The sequence below is a fragment of the Nocardiopsis alkaliphila YIM 80379 genome, from assembly GCF_000341005.1.
GTDB classification, from domain to species: domain Bacteria; phylum Actinomycetota; class Actinomycetes; order Streptosporangiales; family Streptosporangiaceae; genus Nocardiopsis; species Nocardiopsis alkaliphila.
This window is the reverse complement of the sequence record NZ_ANBD01000179.1, coordinates 12,712-31,467: the sequence shown is the minus strand read 5'-3', so window position 1 is coordinate 31,467 and position 18,756 is coordinate 12,712. Positions and strand designations below refer to the sequence as shown.

The following is an 18,756-nucleotide window of genomic DNA, read 5'->3' as shown; positions in this document are numbered from 1 at the left end:
CCTTGGAGTTTCCACTCCGAGTTTCCGCCGGGCTTTAAAGCGACTCTCGTCATCCTACATGTTTCAGGGAGTGCCCGAACCACTTCGGCTGAAGAAGAGAGGGTGTCTGAATCAAAGTCCGATCACGCCCACGGAGAACCCGTGTTCGCTTCGATCGAGAAGATGTGGCCCTCCTCGCGGCCTTGGGCCGATCGGAGGCGACTCGGAGAACACTACCCCCCGATCTCGCCCCAAGCAAACCACACAGAGAGTGTCTTGGGTCACATCAGTTGAGGATCTGACCCGTGCCGGTTCCCGGGGCCGCGTAGAGCCACTCCACGTCCAACTCCACCGCGGCCACGGTGGCCGGCGAGAAGGCGGCCAGTGCCTGGTGGCCCACGAACGAGGCCGCCACTTGGGCGATGGTCGGGTTGTGCCCGACGACCAGCAGGGTACGCACCTCGGGATCCACGAAGGTGACGAGTTCCAGGAGGCTCTCAGGCCCGGCCAGGTAAGCGGCCTCGGTGTGGTCGACTTCGGGACTCAGCCCCATGGTTCCCAAGACCCCTTCCAGGGTCTGGCCGGTGCGCTTGGCCGAGGAACAAATGACGTGGTCCGGCGCGTAGCCCCGCTCCGTGAGCAGGTGTCCGACACGCTCGGCCTGTTTGCGCCCCTTCTCACTGAGCGCGCGATCGAAGTCCGCCACCCCGAACCCGTCCTCCGCCTTGGCGTGCCGCATCAACAACAGGGTGCGACTCATGGGGACACCACCGTGGCGATGATGGCCAGGAGCGCCATGAAACCGAACATGGCTCCCAGGATGACGACCAGCCCCTTTGCTCCGGACACCTCGGAATCACTCCCCCTCACTACACGCCCGGTCTTGCCGACCACGCTCTCTTCCTCAGGGTAAGTGCGTGCGACGAGCGGCCGCCCGGGGGGTTCCGGACGGCCGCCCATCATGCTCGGAAGAGGGGCAAGAGGGCCCTCCACCTCGAAGCGGTCGGATTCGCGGAGCCGGCACGCGCGAGCTCACGTACTCGGTGGCTCAGCTCCACGTGGAACACGTTCGGAATCGGCCACGCTCCGGCCGAGGATCATTCCTTCCCCATGTCACCGGCGTGAGCCTCCTCCTTACGCGTTCCATCTCCGTTCGCCTCCTCATCGGTACCGGAGTCCTCCACGCCGACCGTCGGGCGGCCCCCTCCGGTGACCTCGGTGTCGCCACCGGCCTCCGGAGCACCCTTGGGCGCGGACTCACCGCTGATCTCCGCGAGCTCGGTCTCGGTACCGGATCCACGGTTCTTCGACCAGAGCACCGCACCAACGAGCAGACCCAGGGCGAGGACGCTCACCCCGATTCGGAGGGCGAGGTTGTCCGCGTACATCACCACGGTGGGCGCGACGATCAGGGCGACCAGGTTCATGACCTTCAGCAGCGGGTTGATCGCCGGTCCGGCGGTGTCCTTGAAGGGATCGCCGACGGTGTCGCCGATGATCGTGGCCTCATGGGAGGCCGAACCCTTGCCACCGTGGTGACCGTCCTCCACGAGTTTCTTGGCGTTGTCCCAGGCACCTCCGGCGTTGGACAGGAAGACCGCCATGAGCACACCGGCGGCGATGGCACCGCCAAGGAAGGCGCCCAGTGGCGCGTAGCCAAGGGCGAAACCGACGGCGATGGGGGTGAGGACCGCGAGGAGTCCGGGAGTGACCAGCTCCCGCAGCGAGTCCTTGGTGCAGATGTCGACGACCCGCGCGTACTCGGGCTTCTCGCTGCCGTCCATGATGCCGGGGCGAGTACGGAACTGGTTGCGTACTTCCAGTACCACTCGTTGTGCGGCACGGCCGACCGCCATGATGGCGAGTCCGGAGAAGAAGAACACGACGGCCGCGCCGATGATCACTCCGACGAGGACGTCGGGGTTGTCCAGGGACAGGGAGAACACCTCGTCGCCCCCGAGGCGCTCCTGCACGGAGGTGCGGAACGCACCGAAGAGGGCCGTGGCGGCCAACACGGCCGTGGCGATCGCGATGCCCTTGGTGATCGCCTTGGTGGTGTTACCGACCGCGTCGAGGCTGGTGAGGACGTCGGCGCCCTTGCCCTCGACGTCGCCGGACATCTCCGCGATGCCCTGAGCGTTGTCGGCGACGGGGCCGAAGGTGTCCATCGCGACGATGATGCCCACGGTGGTGAGCAGACCGGTGCCGGCGAGGGCGACGGCGAACAGACTGAGCGTGATGGAACCACCGCCCAAGAGGAAGGCGGCGTAGACGGCACCCGCGATGAGCAACGCCGAGTAGACCGCGGACTCGAGGCCGACGGAGATGCCGGACAGGATGACGGTGGCGGCGCCCGTCTTCGAACTCTCCCCGATGTCCTTGACCGGCCGTTTGTCGGTCTCGGTGAAGTATCCGGTGAGGAGCTGGATCGCGGCGGCGAGCACGAGGCCGATGAGTACGGCGGCGATCGCGATGAACCTGGGGTCGGGGTTGGTACCGGCGGCTTCGATCTCGGCGAGAACGGAGGAGCTGACGCCCTTCAGGTCACCGAAGTCGTCGGGCAGGTACCAGTAGGCGGTGACGATGACCAGGATGGCGGAAATGGCCGCAGAGATGAAGAAACCGCGGTTGATCGCGCTCATCGCGGTTTTGTCCTTGGCCCTGGGGGCCACGATGAAGATGCCGATGATGGCGGTGATGACCCCGATCATCGGGACCAGCAACGGGAAGACGAGCCCTTCGGTGCCGAAGGCGACCCGGCCGAGGATGAGCGAGGCGACCAGGACCACGGCGTAGGACTCGAAGAGGTCCGCGGCCATGCCCGCGCAGTCACCCACGTTGTCGCCGACGTTGTCGGCGATGGTGGCGGCGTTGCGAGGGTCGTCCTCGGGGATGCCCTGTTCGACCTTGCCCACGAGGTCGGCACCGACATCCGCGGCCTTGGTGAAGATGCCTCCACCGACACGCATGAACATCGCGAGAAGAGCGGCACCGAACCCGAAGCCCTCCAGGACGATGGGGGCGTTCTCCCGGTAGATGAGGACGACGATGGCGGCGCCCAGCAGACCGAGGCCGACGGTGATCATGCCGGCGACGCCACCGGTGCGGAAGGCGATGCGCATGGCGGTACGGCTGTCGCTCTCTCCGCCTCCGCGTGCCGCGGCGGCCACGCGGACGTTGCCGCGGACCGCGAGCCACATTCCGATGAAACCGGTGGCGGCGGAGAGCAGGGCCCCGAGCGCGAAGAAGACCGACCTGCCGATGGCGATGGCCCATGTGTCGGCGTGGAGCAGAAGTAGAAGAAGTGGGATGACGACGATGAAGACCACGAGGGTGCGGAACTGTCGTTTCAGGTAGGCTCCAGCGCCTTCCTGAACGGCGACCGCGATGTTACGCATTCGCTCCGTGCCCTGGCCTGCGGCCAAGACCTCACGTACGAGCATTCCCGCCACGGCGAGCGCCAAGAGCGCGACCACCATGACGATGATGACGAGGGTGAGATCCCTGCCTTCCAGTGCCAGGACCATGCCGCTTTCCGCGGCCAGGTTGAGCCCAGACAATCCGTCCTCCTTGAGACGGGCACATCCTTTTCGGCCCCGTCATCGAAGGTGTGCGGAACAGCTACCTCTCGGGCTCCGGTGCCGCGCACCGCCGTGTGCGTCCCGCCGCTCGAAAGGGTGCAGAGCTGGAGCGACGGCACGCGAGTCGGGGTCGAAGCGGTGCCACCTTTCTGTATGGTGCACGCCGCCCGCATGACGTACCAACGAGCGGTGATCCGGGGATTGTACGCATGATCGCGAATAAATAAGAGACCCGATTCACCATTTCCCCAAGTGAGCCCGAAGATGTGACCCCATGGTGATCTCGAAATTCGGAATAAAGGATTTACCATGCCTCATGAGGACATATTTTATTGCATAATGCGTTAATCACACATTAGCACCAAATCACTCATCTGAATACAAAACGGTAATGATTAACTCTGGTCACACCAGACACAGTGACTTCAGATGGCCCCAGGTCCCCTTCGCCTGGGCAGGGTGTGGGATTCGGTCCGAACAGAACTACGTCGTACGGAGCCGCATCCCGGAAGGATCGATCCCGTCTCCGGAGGTCGCGCGTCCGGTGTCGAGGTCATCGGCCAACCCACGAGCGAACGCGGCGACCCCCATCACGTCCACGCCATGTGGAGCCACCGGGCCGAATCCCGCCACCCGGTCGGCGCCCCGGCGGAGCAGACGGGCCGCCCCTATCCGATTGCCACGCTGCGCGTGGGTGACCCCCACCGCGGTCTGTGCCAGCCCTCGCCACAGTTCGCGCTCCGGTTCGGGTGAGGACTTCCAGACCGCTTCGAGCACCTCATGGGCCGTGAAGGCGTACCCCTCGTCCAGAAGCCGCTGAGCCTCGCTCAGGCCTTCCTCCACGGTGAACTCGGCGTCGTCGGGGACCCGTTCGACCTCACCCTCGCTGCCGTGCGGCAGGGGACGCCCGTAACGATCACGTGGTCGCTGATTCTGTGCCTGACCACTCTCGTTACGGTCCCGCCCGCCTTCGGTCCGAGTCGTCATCGGTTCTTCACCGCCGTTCCCCGTCGTTGTCCCGTATCCACCCTACGAGAGCCTCGTTCACTCGATGAGGCCGCTCCTCGTGTGGGAAGTGTCCGACGTCCTCCACCGACTCCCACCGGTAGGGGGCCTCGACCAGACGCCGTGAGGACCGGGCCACCTTCGGAGGGCAGACCGGATCCAGGGAACCGTGAAGTTGCAGAACGGGAACCCGTACCGGGGTACGCATCCGACGGTTGTACCGCAGTCCGTCCAAACGCCACCGCGACCGGAAGATCCAGCGGTGGTACTCCAACGAACAGTGCGAAACCTTCGGGATCGAGAAGGCGAGTCGGTAACGTTCCACGGCCTCCCGGTCCGACCATCCAGGCCCCGACCAGGCTTGGAGGAGTTCACCCACACGAACGCAGCCATCGGCGAGCAGGCGATGTTCGGGCAGGATCGGAATTTGAGCACGGAGTACGTGGCCTACGCCCGGTCCCAAAGAGAGCAGGATCCGGATCGCACGCCTGGGGTGAGGCGCGGAGATCGCCGCCAGGGCACGGACCGTCCCCGGGTGGTAGGCGGTCATCGTCCAACCGATCAGTCCACCCACGCCATGACCGACCACGACGGCGTCGGCGGCTCCGAGGGCACGGACCAGTCCCGCCATGTCCTGGGCCAGGCCCACCAGGTCGTACCCGCGGGGTGTCTTGTCGCTGGCACCGTAGCCCCTCAGGTCCACGGCGACGGCGCGATAACCCGCCTCGGCCAGATGAACCAGTTGGTGACGCCAGGCCCACCAGAAGTGGGGGAAACCGTGCAAGAGGAGGACGAGGGGCCCTTCCCCGAGTTCGGCCACGTGGAACCGGGCACCGGCGGCGCTCACCGCTCCGTGGGTCCAAGGGCCGTCGATGTAGGCGGCCGAGTCGTCCAGCACCCGTGGGCGGCTAGCTGTTCGAGGGGGTGGTGGACCCGGCCTCGCTGACGGCGGTGGCCCCGGTGACAGCGGTGGCCCCGGCCTCACTGACGGCGGTGGCCCCGCTCCCGCCCTTGGGCGGACGGATCTCCCCGCGCAGGATGGCCATGAGTCGGGAAGTGGTGACCATGGTGCGGGCCAGGCCTTGGCGACGGCGCAGGTTGATGATGGCGACCAGTGCGAAGATCAGCGCTATCAGCAGGTAGAAACCGGTGACGGTGAGGAACGAGGTCCAGTACCGCCACCCGAAGACCTCCGCCAAGAAGAAACCGGCGGTGATGGAGAACAGGATCGCGACGAGGTGCAAGATGACGGCGGCGACGCCGAACTCACCGATGCTCTTGCCGATCCTGGTGGCGTCCGCCTTGGCTTCGAGCTTGGCGAGCTTGATCTCGAGCTTGACGATGCGGGAGAGATTGTCGGTGGCGTCGGTGACCAGTTCACCGATGGAACGTTCGGGTTCGCCGGCAGCGCCAGGTCGGCCGGTACCCGGCTTATCCACCATCGTGGGGGTTCCCTTCTCTCGGTCCGAACACGCGGATGATCCTCCGCATCCTCGCACATGCCCCACCACGGATGTCTCCTACGGCACGCAAAAACGGCACTTTCGGATTTCCTTGGGGAGACAGCCGTAAAGGCGCCCCACCCCTCGAAAGGGCGGGGCGCCTGCGATCCATGGATAGCCGGGTCAAAGACACTCGGACCGGCCGCCACCGTGGGGAGCGCGGGCTCCGTCACGGTGGTCTCCCGCGTCCGGCTCAGTCACCCTTCTTGGCCGAGGGCAACTGCTTGGCGATCACTTCCATGATCGAAGAGTCGGTGAGAGTGGAGGTGTCACCGATGTCCCGGTTCTCGGCGATGTCCCGCAGCAGACGCCGCATGATCTTGCCGGAACGAGTCTTGGGCAGTTCCGGTACCGCCAGGAGCCTGCCCGGTTTGGCGATCGGCCCGAGTGAGCCGCCGACGTGGTCGCGTAGTTCCTGGACCAGCTCCTCCGGGACCTCCTCCAAGCCGCCTCGCAGGATGACGAAGCCGACGATCGCCTGCCCGGTCACCTTGTCGGCGGCACCGACGACGGCGGCCTCGGCGACCTTGGGGTGGGAGACCAGGGCCGACTCCACCTCGGTGGTGGAGATGTTGTGGCCGGAGACGAGCATGACGTCGTCCACGCGGCCGAGCAGCCACAGGTCCCCGTCCTCGTCCTTCTTCGCACCGTCACCGGGGAAGTAGAGGCCCTCGAAGCGTGACCAGTAGGTGTCCTTGTAGCGCTGGTCGTCGCCCCAGATGCCACGGAGCATGGCGGGCCACGGTTCACGAATGACGATGAAACCGCCCTCGCCGTCGGGCACGGACTCACCCTGTTCGTTCACCACGTCGGCCTCGACACCGGGCACGGCGCGCATGGCGGCTCCGGGCTTGGCGGAGGTGACTCCGGGCAGGGGGCTGACCATGATGGCACCGGTCTCGGTCTGCCACCAGGTGTCCACGACCGGAGTCGTGCCACCGCCGATGTTCTCCCGGTACCAGACGTAGGCCTCGGGGTTGATCGGTTCACCGACCGAACCGATGACGCGCAGGCTCGACAGGTCGTACTTGGCCGGGACCTCGTCCCCCCACTTCATGAAGGTACGGATCGCGGTGGGCGCCATGTAGGCGATGGTGACCTTGTACTTCTCGATGATCTCCCAGAATCGGCCCTTGTGCGGGGTGTCCGGGGTCCCCTCGTACATGACGACGGTGGCCGCGTTGGAGAGGGGGCCGTAGACGATGTAGGAGTGGCCGGTCCCCCAGCCGATGTCGGCCGCACACCAGTAGACGTCGGTCTCCGGCTTGAGGTCGAAGACCGCCCAGTGGGTGTAGGAGGTCTGGGTGAGGTAGCCGCCGGTGGTGTGCAGGATGCCCTTGGGCTTGGCCGTGGTTCCGCTGGTGTACATGATGTACAGCGGGTCCTCGGCGTCATGGGCCTGGGGAGTGTGCTCGGTGCTCGCGGAGCCGACGACCTCGTGCCACCACACGTCGCGGTCGGTCCACTCGACGTCCTGGCCGGTGCGACGGACGACGAGGACGTTCTCGACGGTGGGCCGGTTCGCCACGGCCTCGTCGACGGCGGGCTTGAGGGCGCTGGGCTTGCCACGCCGGGTAGCCACCGTCGGCGGTGATGACGAGCTTGGCCTGGCTGTCGTCGAGGCGCTGGCCGAGGGCGTCCACGGAGAATCCACCGAAGACGACCATGTGCACGGCACCGAGTCGGGCGCAGGCCAGCATGGCCACGACCGTCTCGGGGATCATCGGCATGTAGATGGCGACACGGTCGCCCTTGGCCACGCCCAGTTCGGTGAGGGCGTTGGCCGCTTGGGAGACCTGGTCCTTGAGGTCGGCGTAGGTGATGCTGCGGCTGTCGCCGGGCTCGCCCTCCCACTGAAGGGCGACACGGTCGCCCAGGCCGGCGTCGACGTGGCGGTCCACGCAGTTGACCGAAGCGTTGAGCTTGCCGCCGACGAACCACTTCGCGTAGGGATGGTTCCACTCCAGGACGGTGTCCCAGGGCTGTTCCCACTGGAGCCTCCGGGCCTGCTCCTCCCAGAAGCCGAGGCGGTCGGCCGCCGCGACCTCGTAGGCGTCCGCCTTGACGTTGGCGTTCGCGGCGAGGTCCGCCGGCGGCGGGAAGCTACGGGTTTCCTGGAGAAGGTTGGACAGTGTCTCCTGGCTCGCGGGAGTGCTGTCGGCCACTGTGACTCTCCTTACGTTGACTGTTGGTCCAATTAATCATGTGCGCTATGCCAGGTGAACAACCAGACCGCGTTCCAGCGACGGTGAGGGCCTCACGCGCGGCGAACAGGCGATGAACGGTCGTCACGACGCGACGAGCGGTTCGTTTTCGCCTGGACCGGGAGGGAGACGCCCGGTATTACCGGAGCGTAGTGTTGGTTGACGTGAGCGAATCGAGTTCTGCCTCCATGTCCGACCCACTGTCCCGAATCGCCGGGCTACCGGGTGTGAGCGACGCGGTCGACGAGACGCGGACCCTGGTCGACCGACTACGTGACCACCGGATCCTGCGTCGGCGTAGCAACGACGTGTCCCTGGAGTCCTCTCTACGCGGTGCGTGCGCCTCCGCGGCGTTGGAGGGTGCCGAGGTCTCGATGGACGAGATCCGCGCGGGCCACGTGTACGACACTCGGATCAAGGGCGCGCTCCGTGTCGGTGGCGAATTGGGCGGCATGGTGGACACCTGGCCCAAGGCACCGCGACAGACGCTGGCGCGCCTGCACACGCTGGCCGCGGCGGACGCCGTCTCCGAGGAGGCTCTGGGACGTCCTCGTCTGGAGGGTGAGCGGGTCGAGGATCCGTTGGAATTGGGACCCGCACCGAGCACCTCGATGGCCTCCGCACGCCTGGAGGGCCTGTACCAGCTGTTGGAGGCCCGCACGAAGGTGCCCGCTCTGGTCACCTCATCACTGGTGCACGGTGAATTGATGGCGATCCGCCCGTTCGGCTGGGGCGATGGCCTGGTGGCCCGCGCCGCCGAGCGGCTGACCCTCATCGAGCGTGGTCTGGACCCGAAGTCGTTGGTCGCCTCGGAACTGGGGCACCAGACGTTGAAGGACGAATACGGCCCGGCGCTGCGCGGGTACCTGACGGGAACCCCCGAAGGCGTCGCCAGGTGGGTCGTGTACTGCTGCCGTGCGGTGTTCGCGGGCGCCCAGGATTCCCTCGCCACCTGCGAGGCGCTCAAGCGAGGCTGACCGGTGGACATCGGATGCTCAGGCGATCGAAGAAGGGTGTAGAAGCTCTCGGTCGTTTCTGGCACAAGGGCACCGAATTCCACGAAGGCCATATCTTTACCGGCGAGTAGCCATATATTCGATACCATTTCGATTACGCTTGAACGTTTGAAAACAACCGGGCCTTCTCCACCCCAAGGCCCGCACACATTGGACGGCGCCTCGGGCCTTGGCCCGGGGCGCCGTTTCCGGCCCGGAAGAACGGGTTAGCAAGCGTCACGGATATATAGTCCGACCTGGCCAGACTCGGTCTCGCCAGACCTGGACAGGCCCTATGGGGCCCAGCGATGCGTGGGTTCCCGAACTCCGTGTCGGGGTGGGTCTTCGCCACCAGGTGCTTTCTTTGTACGCCACCCCTTCTTCGATGGAAAGATGGTTGGATGAAGATTTCCCTCTGTTTTTCCAAGACCATACGCAATCGGTCGTGGTAGCGTCTTCTCCAGAAGTCGAACGCAGGAGTATGTCCTCGCTGGGAATCGAGATGAACCCGCACTTTCGAGTGACCCTCGACAAGGCGGAGACATCGCCCCGGTGGAGAGGCCGACCATCCTCCGCGACGACCTGCCAACAGTGGACCTTCTCCAATGTCAGCGGGAGTCCCATGACCATTCCCGTCGATTCCTCCCAGGAGAGCGGATAGCCGACCCGTCCCCCCAGGGCCGGACCCGGGTCGCCCCGATTCCCCCTCGAGGGACGGCTCGAAACATCCGCTCCACCCCCCGGCGGGTGGGACACGCGAGCGCCCCCACCTGTGTCCCACCCGTCGGGTGGAGTGAACTCACCCCTTGGGACGTTCTCCCACGGAGAGGAACCTCGGACCGGTCTCCCTCCTGCGGCTCCAGACCCACGCGAACGTCCTCGTCCGGAGTTATCCACAGATCCACGGACCCCACTTCCGTCATCGTCCGGTGTCGACCAATGTCGAAAGGGCATTCCCAGCCCTCATCGGAGGCTCGATGGACGTTTCGCGGCGCCCCCTCGTCATCACCACGAACCCGGCGCTCCTCGACGATCTGCACAGACTGGCCACGGCGGCCGCCACCGAGGTCACCGCGGTTCCCGACCTCGGGCAGGCACTCCACGCCTGGCACCGATCGCCCCTGGTCATCATCGACGCGGACCTGGAGCACGCCCTGCGGGCCCTGAGCCCGCCTCCCCATCCTCGGTCGGTCCTCATCACCCGTTCGCCCGATGCCCCGAGCCCCTCGCCCCGGGCTCCGGACCCTCCGGGCCAGGAGGGCCGTCCCCCGACCCTGCCCGGGAGAAGCGCCCCAGAACCCCATACCGCTCCTCGGCGAGCATCGTCCTGGCGATCGGACACGGTGCTTCCCCAGGCCACACGGCCGGCCACCACACGAGCCGACCCCCCGGAGCCCACACCGACCCCCCACTTCCCAAGGACCACCCCGAAGCGTGACCGCCCACCACCCCTCTACCGGCTTCCGCGAGACGAGGCGTTGCTCGTGGAACTCCTCGCCACGGTCGGTGATCGCCGCCCCGCCCCCACCGTGTCCGTCATCGGTGGTCGCGGTGGGGCCGGAGCCAGTCTGTTCGCGGTCGCCCTCGCCTTGGCCGGGGAACGCGCGGGGAGGTCCACGGCTCTGTTGGACGCCGACCCCCTGGGGTGTGGCCCCGACATCTACCTCGGCTGTGACCACTCCCCGAGAAACCCTCGAACCGGCTGGGGCGACCTGCTGGACCAGCGTTCTCGAACCCCCTGGCGAGCGCTGCGGAAAGGGCTGCCCCACGCGGGTCTGGTGGACGTACTCACCTGGGCACGCGGTGCCGAGGGGGAGGGAGAGGCCCTTCCCGTGGGTGCGGCCCGATCCGTCCTGGCCTCGGCCCGCCGTGGATGTGACCTGGTGGTGGTCGATCTGCCACGTTCCTTCGACCCCGCCACCCGGGTCTTCCTCAACCGTTCCGACCTGGTATTGGTGATCGTTCCCGCGGACGTGCACGCCGTGGTGTCGGCCGCGCGGATGGTCGGCTCCCTGCGCAGGGAGACCGATCGGCTTCGGCTGGTGGTACGCGGTTCCCGGGGCGGCCTATCCACCTCGGTGGTCGCCACGAGCCTGGGGGTCGAACTCGGCGCCGACCTCCCACCGGAACCGGGGCTCTCCCGTGTCCTGACCGCCGGAGAGGTGCCCGCCCGACGTTCCAGGTCTCCGATGGCCAGGTACGCGGACCGTGTGATCAGGGCTTCCCTCGCCCCCTTGGAGGCGGGATGAAGCGCATCGAGCGGTTGTGGCACGGCTCTTCGAACCCGGCGCCGCCCAGGAGTGGTGAGGAAGGAGCGAGCCCGTTCACGAACACGAGAGGACCCGATGGCGTGGGCCGTCCGGTTCCCACCACACCACCGGGCCAGGAGGCGTCGGCCGGAACGGTGACCACGGAGCAACGCAAGGCCCTGCTGGAGCGGGTGCGCAACCGCTTCGTGGCCGATGGGTCCCCGATCACTCCGGCCAACGTCGCCTCCGCCCTACGTGCGGAAGGCGCCCTCCTGGGCGGCACGGACATGCTCGAACTCACCCGCACGCTGAGCGCGGACCTCTACGGAGCGGGGCCGCTGGAGGAACTGATGACCACCGGCGTCACCGACATCCTCGTCAACGGACCCGACCAAGTGTGGGTGGACACCGGAGAGGGTCTGCGTCGGGTGACCCACGTGCGGTTCGACTCGGCCGACGAGGTCCGGCGGTTGGCCCAGCGACTGGCGTTTCGAGCCGGGCGACGCCTGGACGCGGCCTCGCCGTACGTGGACGCTCGACTGCCCGGTGGAGCGAGGCTGCACGCCGTCCTTCCACCGATCACCGCCGAAAGCGCCTGCGTGTCACTACGTATGCCACCGAGCCGGGTCTTCGGCCTGGACAGGTTGATCGAGTGCGGATCGCTCACTCCCTGCGGAGCCGAGTTGCTGCGCGCCCTGATCGAGCATCGAGTGCCCTTCCTGATCAGCGGGGGGACCGGAACCGGTAAGACCACCCTGCTGTCCTGTCTGTTGTCCCTGGTGTCCCCGAACGAACGGATCGTACTGGCGGAGGATTCGCCCGAGCTACGCCCCGAGCACCCGCACGTGGTGCGTCTTCAGACACGCCCGGCCAACATCGAGGGCAGTGGGGAGGTGTCTTTGGAGACCCTGGTCCGACAGGGGTTGCGCATGCGTCCGGACCGCTTGGTGGTCGGGGAGGCTCGAGGCCCGGAGATCGTCTCCCTACTGGGTGCGCTGAACACCGGTCATGAGGGTGGCGCCGGCACCCTCCACGCCAACGGCGCGGGAGAAGTTCCCGCGCGGGTGGAAGCGATGGGCTGCGCCGCCGGAATGGACCGGGCCGCGGTGCACAGCCAACTCGCCGCCACCGGGGTGCTGATCGTGCACTTGGTCCGAGACCGGGGCGGCAGACGATTGGCCGAGATCCGAACCCTGCGACGTGAGGCTTCCGGCTTGGTGAGCGCGGTACCCGCGGTGGCCTTCACCCCGGACGGCCGTAGGCACGAGCACATCGGAGCGGCGGAGTTGAGCGACCGGCTGGGGTCTCGGTGGCCGCGCTGACCCTCCTGGTCGTGTGCGCGTTGGCGGCGGCCCTGTTGTGGGCGCCACCCTGGGCGGGTCGATACCGGTTGACGTCGATTCTGTCCCGGCCTCGGACCGGACGGTGGTCCGCCCCCTCGTTCCGATCGCCCTTGGCGATCCGGCGTGAGGACGCGGAGCGGCGTCGGGCCCTGATCTGGCTCTGTCGCGTCATGGCCGCCGAACTCCGTGCCGGACAACCACCCGAATCGGCCCTGCGTGTGGCCGCGGTGGAGGCAGGGCCCCTCGTGGGAGAGCTCACGGACGCGGAGTCGTTGCGCCGTACGGCAAGGCGGGAGGAAGGGCTTCACGCGCTGTCGTACCTGGCGGTGTGCTGGGAGGTGGCCTCGGAGACGGGTGCCGGTCTGGCGGCCGTGGTCGACGAACTGGCCGCCAACCTCACCGAACAGGAGGAGTTGCGTGCGGAGGTCTGCGCACGGACCGCAGGGCCCAGGACCACCGCGCTGATGTTGACGGGTCTGCCCTTGGTGGGGCTGGCGATGTCGGGGGGACTCGGTGGTTCTCCCCTGGCTTTCCTGTTCACCACACCCCTGGGTCTGCTGTGCCTGGGGGGAGGTCTGCTGTTGGACCTGATCGGTGCTTGGTGGACCCTGCGGCTGGTCCGGGGCGCCGTGGACCACCCCTGAACGATCCAAAGAACGAACATCGGTGTGAGGAGGAGCAGGGTGGTCTTCGAGGTTTCGACCATCGTGTGCACGGTGGCGGCGGTATGGGTCTCGTTCGGACCGGCACGAGCGGCCGAACAGCGTGCGGTGGCCCCACCACGTGCGGAAGGTTTTCGGTCCGGACCTTGGCTTCGGGTGGCCTTCTCGACCGCGGTGGTGGTGGCGGTGACGGCACTCTTGGGCGCGGGCGCCGGAGTCGTCGTGTTCGTCGGTGTCCTCCTGCTGTGGTGGCGAAGGCTTCGGGGCCGGACCGGCCCGGATCGGCTTCCGGTCACCGGTGAACTCCCGGTGTTGATCGGGCTGATCGCCTCGGGTATTCGAGCCGGCGCGACACTTCCGGTCTGCCTGAGGGCGGTCTCCGGCGCCGCTCGTGGGAGTTTGGGGGAAGAGTTGGCCGCCGTCTCCGAACAGCTGCGCTTGGGTGCGGAACCGGCCATGGCGTGGCGGCGATCGGCCCTACCGGAACCACTGGTGGCGGTGGGGCGGGACCTGGCCCGGGCCACCGAGACCGGTGCCCCGGTCGCGGACTTGCTCGATCGGCACGTGCGGGACCTGCGTCGATCGCTTCGGGCCCGATCGACCGCGCGTATCGAACGGCTGGGCGTACTGGTCGTCGCACCGTTGGGATTGTGCTTCCTACCCGCCTTCGTCCTGATCGGTCTGGTGCCGATGGCCGCCGAACTCCTGGGCTCCGCGCTGATGCCCTAGTGGGACCGATGTCGGTGTGGGGCCGGTGCCGGTGTGTGCGCATCGGTGGACGGCGTGTTCCCCAGGTCCTCACGGTCGGAGCCGGCCCCTTTCCTCCGATCCCCCGTCAGGGATCGGTGGGCTCCTTTCCGATTCGGCGACGGCCCAGGTAGAGCGGTGGGAAGCGTGGCCAGCCGAGGGAAAGGCGCAGGGCGAGGGTACCGAAGCCGAGCAGGAGCAGCAGCGTGGTCGAGGTCACCCCCACGACACGTTCGACCGCTCTTGCCGGGGAGGCTTCCGCGAAGGCGAAGTGACCGACCGAATCCGTCGTGTACGGCCCTTCCAGCTTCTTGCTCGGTGGTCGTTCCTCCGCCTCACTCGCGGACCGGTCCTCCGACCGGTGGTTTTCGGCCCGGTCTTGACTCCTGAGGATGGTCGCCCGCGTCCTGTCCGGCGCCGCTTGGCCGAGCATGCCGTTCTTCTGGCTGTTCTCTCCGGGGTCGGTCCTTGAGGAAAGGACGTCCTCTTGGGCCCAGGGTGCCTCCTGCGAAGGCGTATCCGATTCCGCCGGACCGTCACCACCTGCGGAAGGCCCTGCCCCATCGAAGGTCTTCACGCCCTCTGGGTCCTCCAGGTCCGCCGGTACGGACGTCGCCTCCGTTTCCTCGACCCCGGAAGCGGTCCGCTCCTTGGCAGGTTCCAGGCTCGTGTCACCGGCCGCCGGCACCCGAACCGGATCGGGCCCCACCATGGCGCTCACTTCAAGGGCGTTCACTTCAAGGGCGCGGGTGGGTTCATGGTCATCGGCGTGGCGCGAGGAACCGTCGCACGGGACGAGGGGACCAAGCGCCCCCTGCCAGGCGTCGGTGCCCGCCTCAGGGGTCGACTGCTCGAAGGCGCCTTGCTCGGAGGGGAAGGGCGAGGGGGATGGAACCACCTCGGCCGGCCTCTCGAGGTCCCCAAGCGCTCTCTTGACCGTTTCGAGGTTCTGGGAGGCCGACACCGGCGGTGGGCAGGGCACGGTGCCCTCGGTCTGTGATGGGGAACCGCAGAGCAACAGAACGCACAACGCAGCCGGATAGGCGGTCATTCCACCTCCTCGGTGGGGTCGTGAGCGGGACCGGCGCGCGCTCGGGCCCGCAGGGTCAAGGGGAGAAGGGATGTGGGAGAGGCGACCGTCACGGTGACGGTGTGGACGTGGAGGGCGCAGTCGTGGAGGTCGGCACCGTTGGCCATCGCGGTCTCGGCGGCGATGGAGCAGGCTTCTTCCTCCCCTTGGTGGGCTCGGGCGGCGGCCGCGAGCGCCGCGAGGTCGGCGGCGGCCCCCACCCGCTCCCGCTTCAGTACGAGAGCGGCACCGGTGAGCCCCGCGTAGGTGAAGAACATGAGCACCAGGCACACGAAGACACTTCCCGCGGTACCGGTGCCCGCGTCGCCACCCCTCACAGGCCTGGCTCCAGGGGGATCGTGGCGCTGCCACCGACCCCCACCGGTGGTGTCCGTGCCGGCCCGAGGCGTACCTGGGACCGCACGACGACCCGGGCCATACCGTCCTCGATGGTGAATTCGACCTGGGCGCCACCGGGGGCCGCGTCGAGCGCCAGGGCACGGGCCCGTTCGGGTGCTTCGCCTCGGGCGAGCGCCCTGGCCCCGATACGGGCGGCGTCGGCACAGGCGAGCTGGGCCGCGGCCGCTCCGATCGCACCGAGGGCGATGGCCAGGACGAGCAACAGCGCGGGAAGCACCATGGCCGTTTCCATGGTGGTGGAGCCGCGCTCAGCGGTCGGAGCGGAGCGCATCGACGATGGTGGAGGTGAGGGCGGACTGGACGACGTCACCGGTGAGGATGACGTAGAGGAGCCCGGCGAACGCCACGACCGCGAGGGTGCACACGGCGTATTCGGCGGTGGTCAATCCCCGGTCATCGGATACGGGTGTGGTCGGGCACGGGTAGGGGAACACGGAACCTCCCTGGTGAGGGGGCGGATGAGGTTCCGCCCTCCACCAGGTTGAGCGGTGACGGGCCGAGAGGGAAGCGACCATCCCCAGCCTGTGGATAACTCATCCCATGAATGGCTTCGGCCGCGTCTTGGAGCCGTCGTTCGCTTCGCCCTGCGGTGCCATCGCCAAGACCTCGTCCAAGAGCCGAAGCGCCCCGGACTTGCTGAGCGGTTCGTTGCCGCTACCGCACTTGGGCGATTGGATGCAGGAGGGGCACCCCTGGTCGCACTCACAGTCGGCGATCACCGCCCGGGTCGCCGACAGCCATTCACGCGCGGCGGCGTGGCCCCGTTCGGCGAATCCCGCCCCACCCTCGTAACCGTCGTAGACGAACACCGTCAACCGCCCGGTGTCGGGATGCAGGGAGGTGGACCCCCCGCCGATGTCCCAACGGTCACAGGTGGCCAAGAGCGGCAGCAACCCGATGGAGGCGTGTTCGGCGGCGTGGGCGGCACCGAGCAACCCCACGTCCTCCTTGCGCAGCCGGTTCTCGCCGTCCTCGGTCAGTGTCCACCAAACCGCTCGGGTCTGAAGGGTGCGTTCGGGCATGTCGAGGGGCTGTTCGCCGAGGACCGACCCCGTGCGCACGTCCCTTTTGAGGAACCCCACCACCTGACGGACCACCTCGACCTCACCGAAGTGCACGGTGGCCCCGCTCGGCCAGGTCTCCTGACGCAGCACCGAACGGATGGTGATGTCCGTGGTGTCCCGCGCCCAGGTGCCGTAAGGCGGCTCGGCCGTACGTACCAGGGCGACCCCTTCCTCCAGGTCGAGGGCGTCCACCAGGTAGGTGACACCTTGGTGCAGGTAGACGGCGCCCGGGTGGACGGTGCCATGGGCGGCGGCCTCGTCGATCTCACCCAGCAGTTGGCCGCTGCCGACATCGACGATCCGCACCGGCGGGCCACCCGACCCACGGATATCGGCCAGGTCGCTTGCCCTTTCATGGCTCACCCAGAACCATCCCCTAGGACGCTTTCTCAGCAACCCACGGCCCACGAGATCATCGAGTCGTTCCTCCGTGGCCTCTCCGAAGAGATCGAAGTCCGCGCGAGTGATCGGTAGCTCCTGAGCGGCCGCGCACAGGTGTGGGCCGAGAATGTGCGGGTTTTCCGGATCCAGGACGGTCGCCTCGACCGAGCGTCCGAAAATAGCTTCCGGGTGATGGGCCAGGTAAGTGTCGAGTGGGTCATCGCGAGCGATGAACACCGCCAAGGCGTCGTTTCCACGCCGTCCCGCGCGCCCCGCCTGCTGCCACAGCGAAGCCAGGGTCCCCGGCCACCCGGCGATGAGCACCGCGTCCAGTCCACTGATGTCCACGCCCAGTTCCAGCGCGCTGGTACTGGCCAGCCCCAGGAGTCTCCCGCTGCGGAGCGAGTCCTCCAATTCCCGGCGCTCACTCGCCAGATAGCCGCCTCGGTAGGCCGCCACCCGTTCGGCCAGATCGTGTTCACCCTGTTCGCTCAGCATTCGTTGGGCGGTCAACGCCACCACTTCGGCGCCTTGTCGAGAACGCACGAACACCAGGGTTCGGACTCCGTCCCGGACCAGGTCGACCAGCATCTCGGCGGCCTGAGAGGGCGCCGTGCGGCGGATGGGCGCTCCGTGTTCGCCGGTCAGGTCGGTCAACTCCGGTTCCACGAGCGCCACCGACATCCCCGGCCGGGGCGAGCCGTCCTCACTGACCGCCGTCACCGGCACCCCCGTCAACCGGGTGGCGCTCTGGGCGGGCGAGCCGGACGTGGCCGAGGCCAGCACGAACACCGGTTCCGACCGGTAGCGGGCACAGATCCTGCGCAGTCGCCGCAGGATCTGCGCCACGTGGGAGCCGAACACACCTCGGTACCGGTGCGCCTCGTCGACCACGACGTAACGAAGTCGCCTGAAGAACCGCGCCCAGGCCCCATGCCGAGGGAGCATCCCGTGGTGCAGCATGTCCGGGTTGGTGAGGACGTAGTCGGCGTGTTCGCGTACCCAGGTGCGTTCCTCGGCGGAGGTGTCCCCGTCGTAGACGGCCGCGCGCATGCCCGAAAGTTCCAGGTCCGTAATCCACCTGAGTTGGTCTTGGGCGAGCGCCTTGGTCGGGGAGAGATAGAGCACCGTCCCGCCCGCGTCGACCGCGTCGACGGCGGGCATGAGGAAGGCAAGCGACTTTCCCGAGGCGGTGCCCGTGGCTATGATCACATCACGGCCCGAGCGTGCGAGGTCGGCGGCGGCTGCCTGGTGGGACCACGGACCCGTGATTCCCCGTTCGGTCAGCCGTTCGACCAAGTGGGAGGCTGTCCATTCGGGCCAGTCCCCGCTCACTCCCGCGTTCGGTGCCACCCGCTCGATGTGGGTGACCTGCGGATACCGGGTCTCATCACGCCATACACCTGGGAGCACGGGCTCCGATCGCCTCATCGAGACCCTCCTCACTGGACACGTTCACCGAGCACACGACCTTCGGAACGGGGTATGGGCACCGGTGGACATCGGTTTCAGTGTGACATCCGAGGGAACAGTTGCGCGGGGTCGCGGTTTGCCC

Annotated in this window: 15 protein-coding genes and 1 pseudogene; 5 read left to right on the top strand and 11 right to left on the bottom strand. The window is 67.5% G+C overall.

The genetic code is table 11. The features are described 5' to 3' along the window. Positions 1-265: 265 nt before the first annotated feature. The 6 genes and pseudogenes from D472_RS0123700 to acs form a co-directional block, all read right to left on the bottom strand. Positions 266-739 carry a SixA phosphatase family protein gene (locus D472_RS0123700; RefSeq protein WP_017606924.1) on the bottom strand — a complete coding sequence of 158 codons (474 nt, stop codon included), beginning with the start codon at positions 737-739 and terminating at the stop codon, positions 266-268. Positions 740-1,076: 337 nt separating this feature from the next. Next, on the bottom strand, positions 1,077-3,506 hold the full coding sequence (locus tag D472_RS0123690; RefSeq protein ID WP_033304571.1) for a sodium-translocating pyrophosphatase: 2,430 nt from the start codon (positions 3,504-3,506) through the stop codon (positions 1,077-1,079). 537 nt (positions 3,507-4,043) lie between these two features. Beyond that, entirely contained in the window at positions 4,044-4,547 is a 504-nt protein-coding gene (locus tag D472_RS0123685; RefSeq protein ID WP_017606921.1) for a DUF309 domain-containing protein, read from the bottom strand. A 7-nt stretch (positions 4,548-4,554) separates the two neighbouring features. Continuing rightward, the gene (locus tag D472_RS0123680) at positions 4,555-5,463 is read right to left on the bottom strand and encodes an alpha/beta fold hydrolase (protein WP_017606920.1); all 909 of its coding nucleotides are present in this window, start codon (positions 5,461-5,463) and stop codon (positions 4,555-4,557) included. A gap of 10 nt (positions 5,464-5,473) precedes the next feature. Next, a complete protein-coding gene (locus tag D472_RS26350) occupies positions 5,474-6,007 on the bottom strand; it encodes a phage holin family protein (RefSeq protein WP_017606919.1) in 534 nt (177 codons plus the stop codon). Between the two features lie 253 nt (positions 6,008-6,260). Continuing rightward, positions 6,261-8,232 (bottom strand): annotated as a pseudogene (gene acs, locus D472_RS26980) (acetate--CoA ligase). Positions 8,233-8,459: 227 nt separating this feature from the next. On the opposite strand from acs, the gene D472_RS0123665 reads away from it, so the two are divergent. From D472_RS0123665 to D472_RS0123645, 5 genes are all read left to right on the top strand, one after another. Next, positions 8,460-9,248, top strand: coding sequence for a Fic family protein (locus tag D472_RS0123665; RefSeq protein ID WP_017606918.1), 789 nt, complete (start codon positions 8,460-8,462; stop codon positions 9,246-9,248). A 995-nt stretch (positions 9,249-10,243) separates the two neighbouring features. After that, positions 10,244-11,515 (top strand): septum site-determining protein Ssd, encoded by a 1,272-nt coding sequence (ssd, locus tag D472_RS0123660; RefSeq protein WP_017606917.1) that lies wholly within the window; start codon positions 10,244-10,246, stop codon positions 11,513-11,515. Next, a complete protein-coding gene (locus D472_RS0123655) occupies positions 11,512-12,837 on the top strand; it encodes a TadA family conjugal transfer-associated ATPase (protein ID WP_033304559.1) in 1,326 nt (441 codons plus the stop codon). The genes ssd and D472_RS0123655 overlap by 4 nt, the downstream gene beginning before the upstream one ends. Next, the gene (locus D472_RS0123650) at positions 12,825-13,502 is read left to right on the top strand and encodes a type II secretion system F family protein (RefSeq protein WP_017606915.1); all 678 of its coding nucleotides are present in this window, start codon (positions 12,825-12,827) and stop codon (positions 13,500-13,502) included. Before D472_RS0123655 ends, D472_RS0123650 begins: the two co-directional genes overlap by 13 nt. 39 nt (positions 13,503-13,541) lie before the next feature. After that, positions 13,542-14,249, top strand: coding sequence for a type II secretion system F family protein (locus tag D472_RS0123645; protein ID WP_017606914.1), 708 nt, complete (start codon positions 13,542-13,544; stop codon positions 14,247-14,249). A gap of 106 nt (positions 14,250-14,355) precedes the next feature. On the opposite strand, the gene D472_RS28780 is transcribed toward D472_RS0123645, so the two are convergent. From D472_RS28780 to D472_RS0123620, 5 genes are all read right to left on the bottom strand, one after another. Beyond that, entirely contained in the window at positions 14,356-15,318 is a 963-nt protein-coding gene (locus tag D472_RS28780; protein WP_017606913.1) for a hypothetical protein, read from the bottom strand. Then, entirely contained in the window at positions 15,315-15,674 is a 360-nt protein-coding gene (locus tag D472_RS0123635; RefSeq protein ID WP_017606912.1) for an Rv3654c family TadE-like protein, read from the bottom strand. The genes D472_RS28780 and D472_RS0123635 overlap by 4 nt, the downstream gene beginning before the upstream one ends. Beyond that, positions 15,671-16,027 (bottom strand): TadE family type IV pilus minor pilin, encoded by a 357-nt coding sequence (locus tag D472_RS0123630; protein ID WP_017606911.1) that lies wholly within the window; start codon positions 16,025-16,027, stop codon positions 15,671-15,673. Before D472_RS0123630 ends, D472_RS0123635 begins: the two co-directional genes overlap by 4 nt. Beyond that, positions 16,005-16,190 (bottom strand): DUF4244 domain-containing protein, encoded by a 186-nt coding sequence (locus D472_RS0123625; protein ID WP_017606910.1) that lies wholly within the window; start codon positions 16,188-16,190, stop codon positions 16,005-16,007. The genes D472_RS0123630 and D472_RS0123625 overlap by 23 nt, the downstream gene beginning before the upstream one ends. 99 nt (positions 16,191-16,289) lie before the next feature. Next, positions 16,290-18,632, bottom strand: coding sequence for a DEAD/DEAH box helicase (locus D472_RS0123620; RefSeq protein ID WP_017606909.1), 2,343 nt, complete (start codon positions 18,630-18,632; stop codon positions 16,290-16,292). Positions 18,633-18,756 lie beyond the last annotated feature (124 nt).

Excerpts from the sequence above, each read along its gene's own strand:
- D472_RS0123700 (WP_017606924.1), bottom strand. The coding sequence starts at position 739 with ATGAGTCGCACCCTGTTGTTGATGCGGCACGCCAAGGCGGAGGACGGG.
- D472_RS0123630 (WP_017606911.1), bottom strand. The coding sequence starts at position 16,027 with ATGCGCTCCGCTCCGACCGCTGAGCGCGGCTCCACCACCATGGAAACG.
- D472_RS26350 (WP_017606919.1), bottom strand. The coding sequence starts at position 6,007 with ATGGTGGATAAGCCGGGTACCGGCCGACCTGGCGCTGCCGGCGAACCC.
- D472_RS0123620 (WP_017606909.1), bottom strand. The coding sequence starts at position 18,632 with ATGAGGCGATCGGAGCCCGTGCTCCCAGGTGTATGGCGTGATGAGACC.
- D472_RS28780 (WP_017606913.1), bottom strand. The coding sequence starts at position 15,318 with ATGACCGCCTATCCGGCTGCGTTGTGCGTTCTGTTGCTCTGCGGTTCC.
- D472_RS0123685 (WP_017606921.1), bottom strand. The coding sequence starts at position 4,547 with ATGACGACTCGGACCGAAGGCGGGCGGGACCGTAACGAGAGTGGTCAG.
- ssd (WP_017606917.1), top strand. The coding sequence starts at position 10,244 with ATGGACGTTTCGCGGCGCCCCCTCGTCATCACCACGAACCCGGCGCTC.
- D472_RS0123655 (WP_033304559.1), top strand. The coding sequence starts at position 11,512 with ATGAAGCGCATCGAGCGGTTGTGGCACGGCTCTTCGAACCCGGCGCCG.
- D472_RS0123690 (WP_033304571.1), bottom strand. The coding sequence starts at position 3,506 with ATGGTCCTGGCACTGGAAGGCAGGGATCTCACCCTCGTCATCATCGTC.
- D472_RS0123665 (WP_017606918.1), top strand. The coding sequence starts at position 8,460 with ATGTCCGACCCACTGTCCCGAATCGCCGGGCTACCGGGTGTGAGCGAC.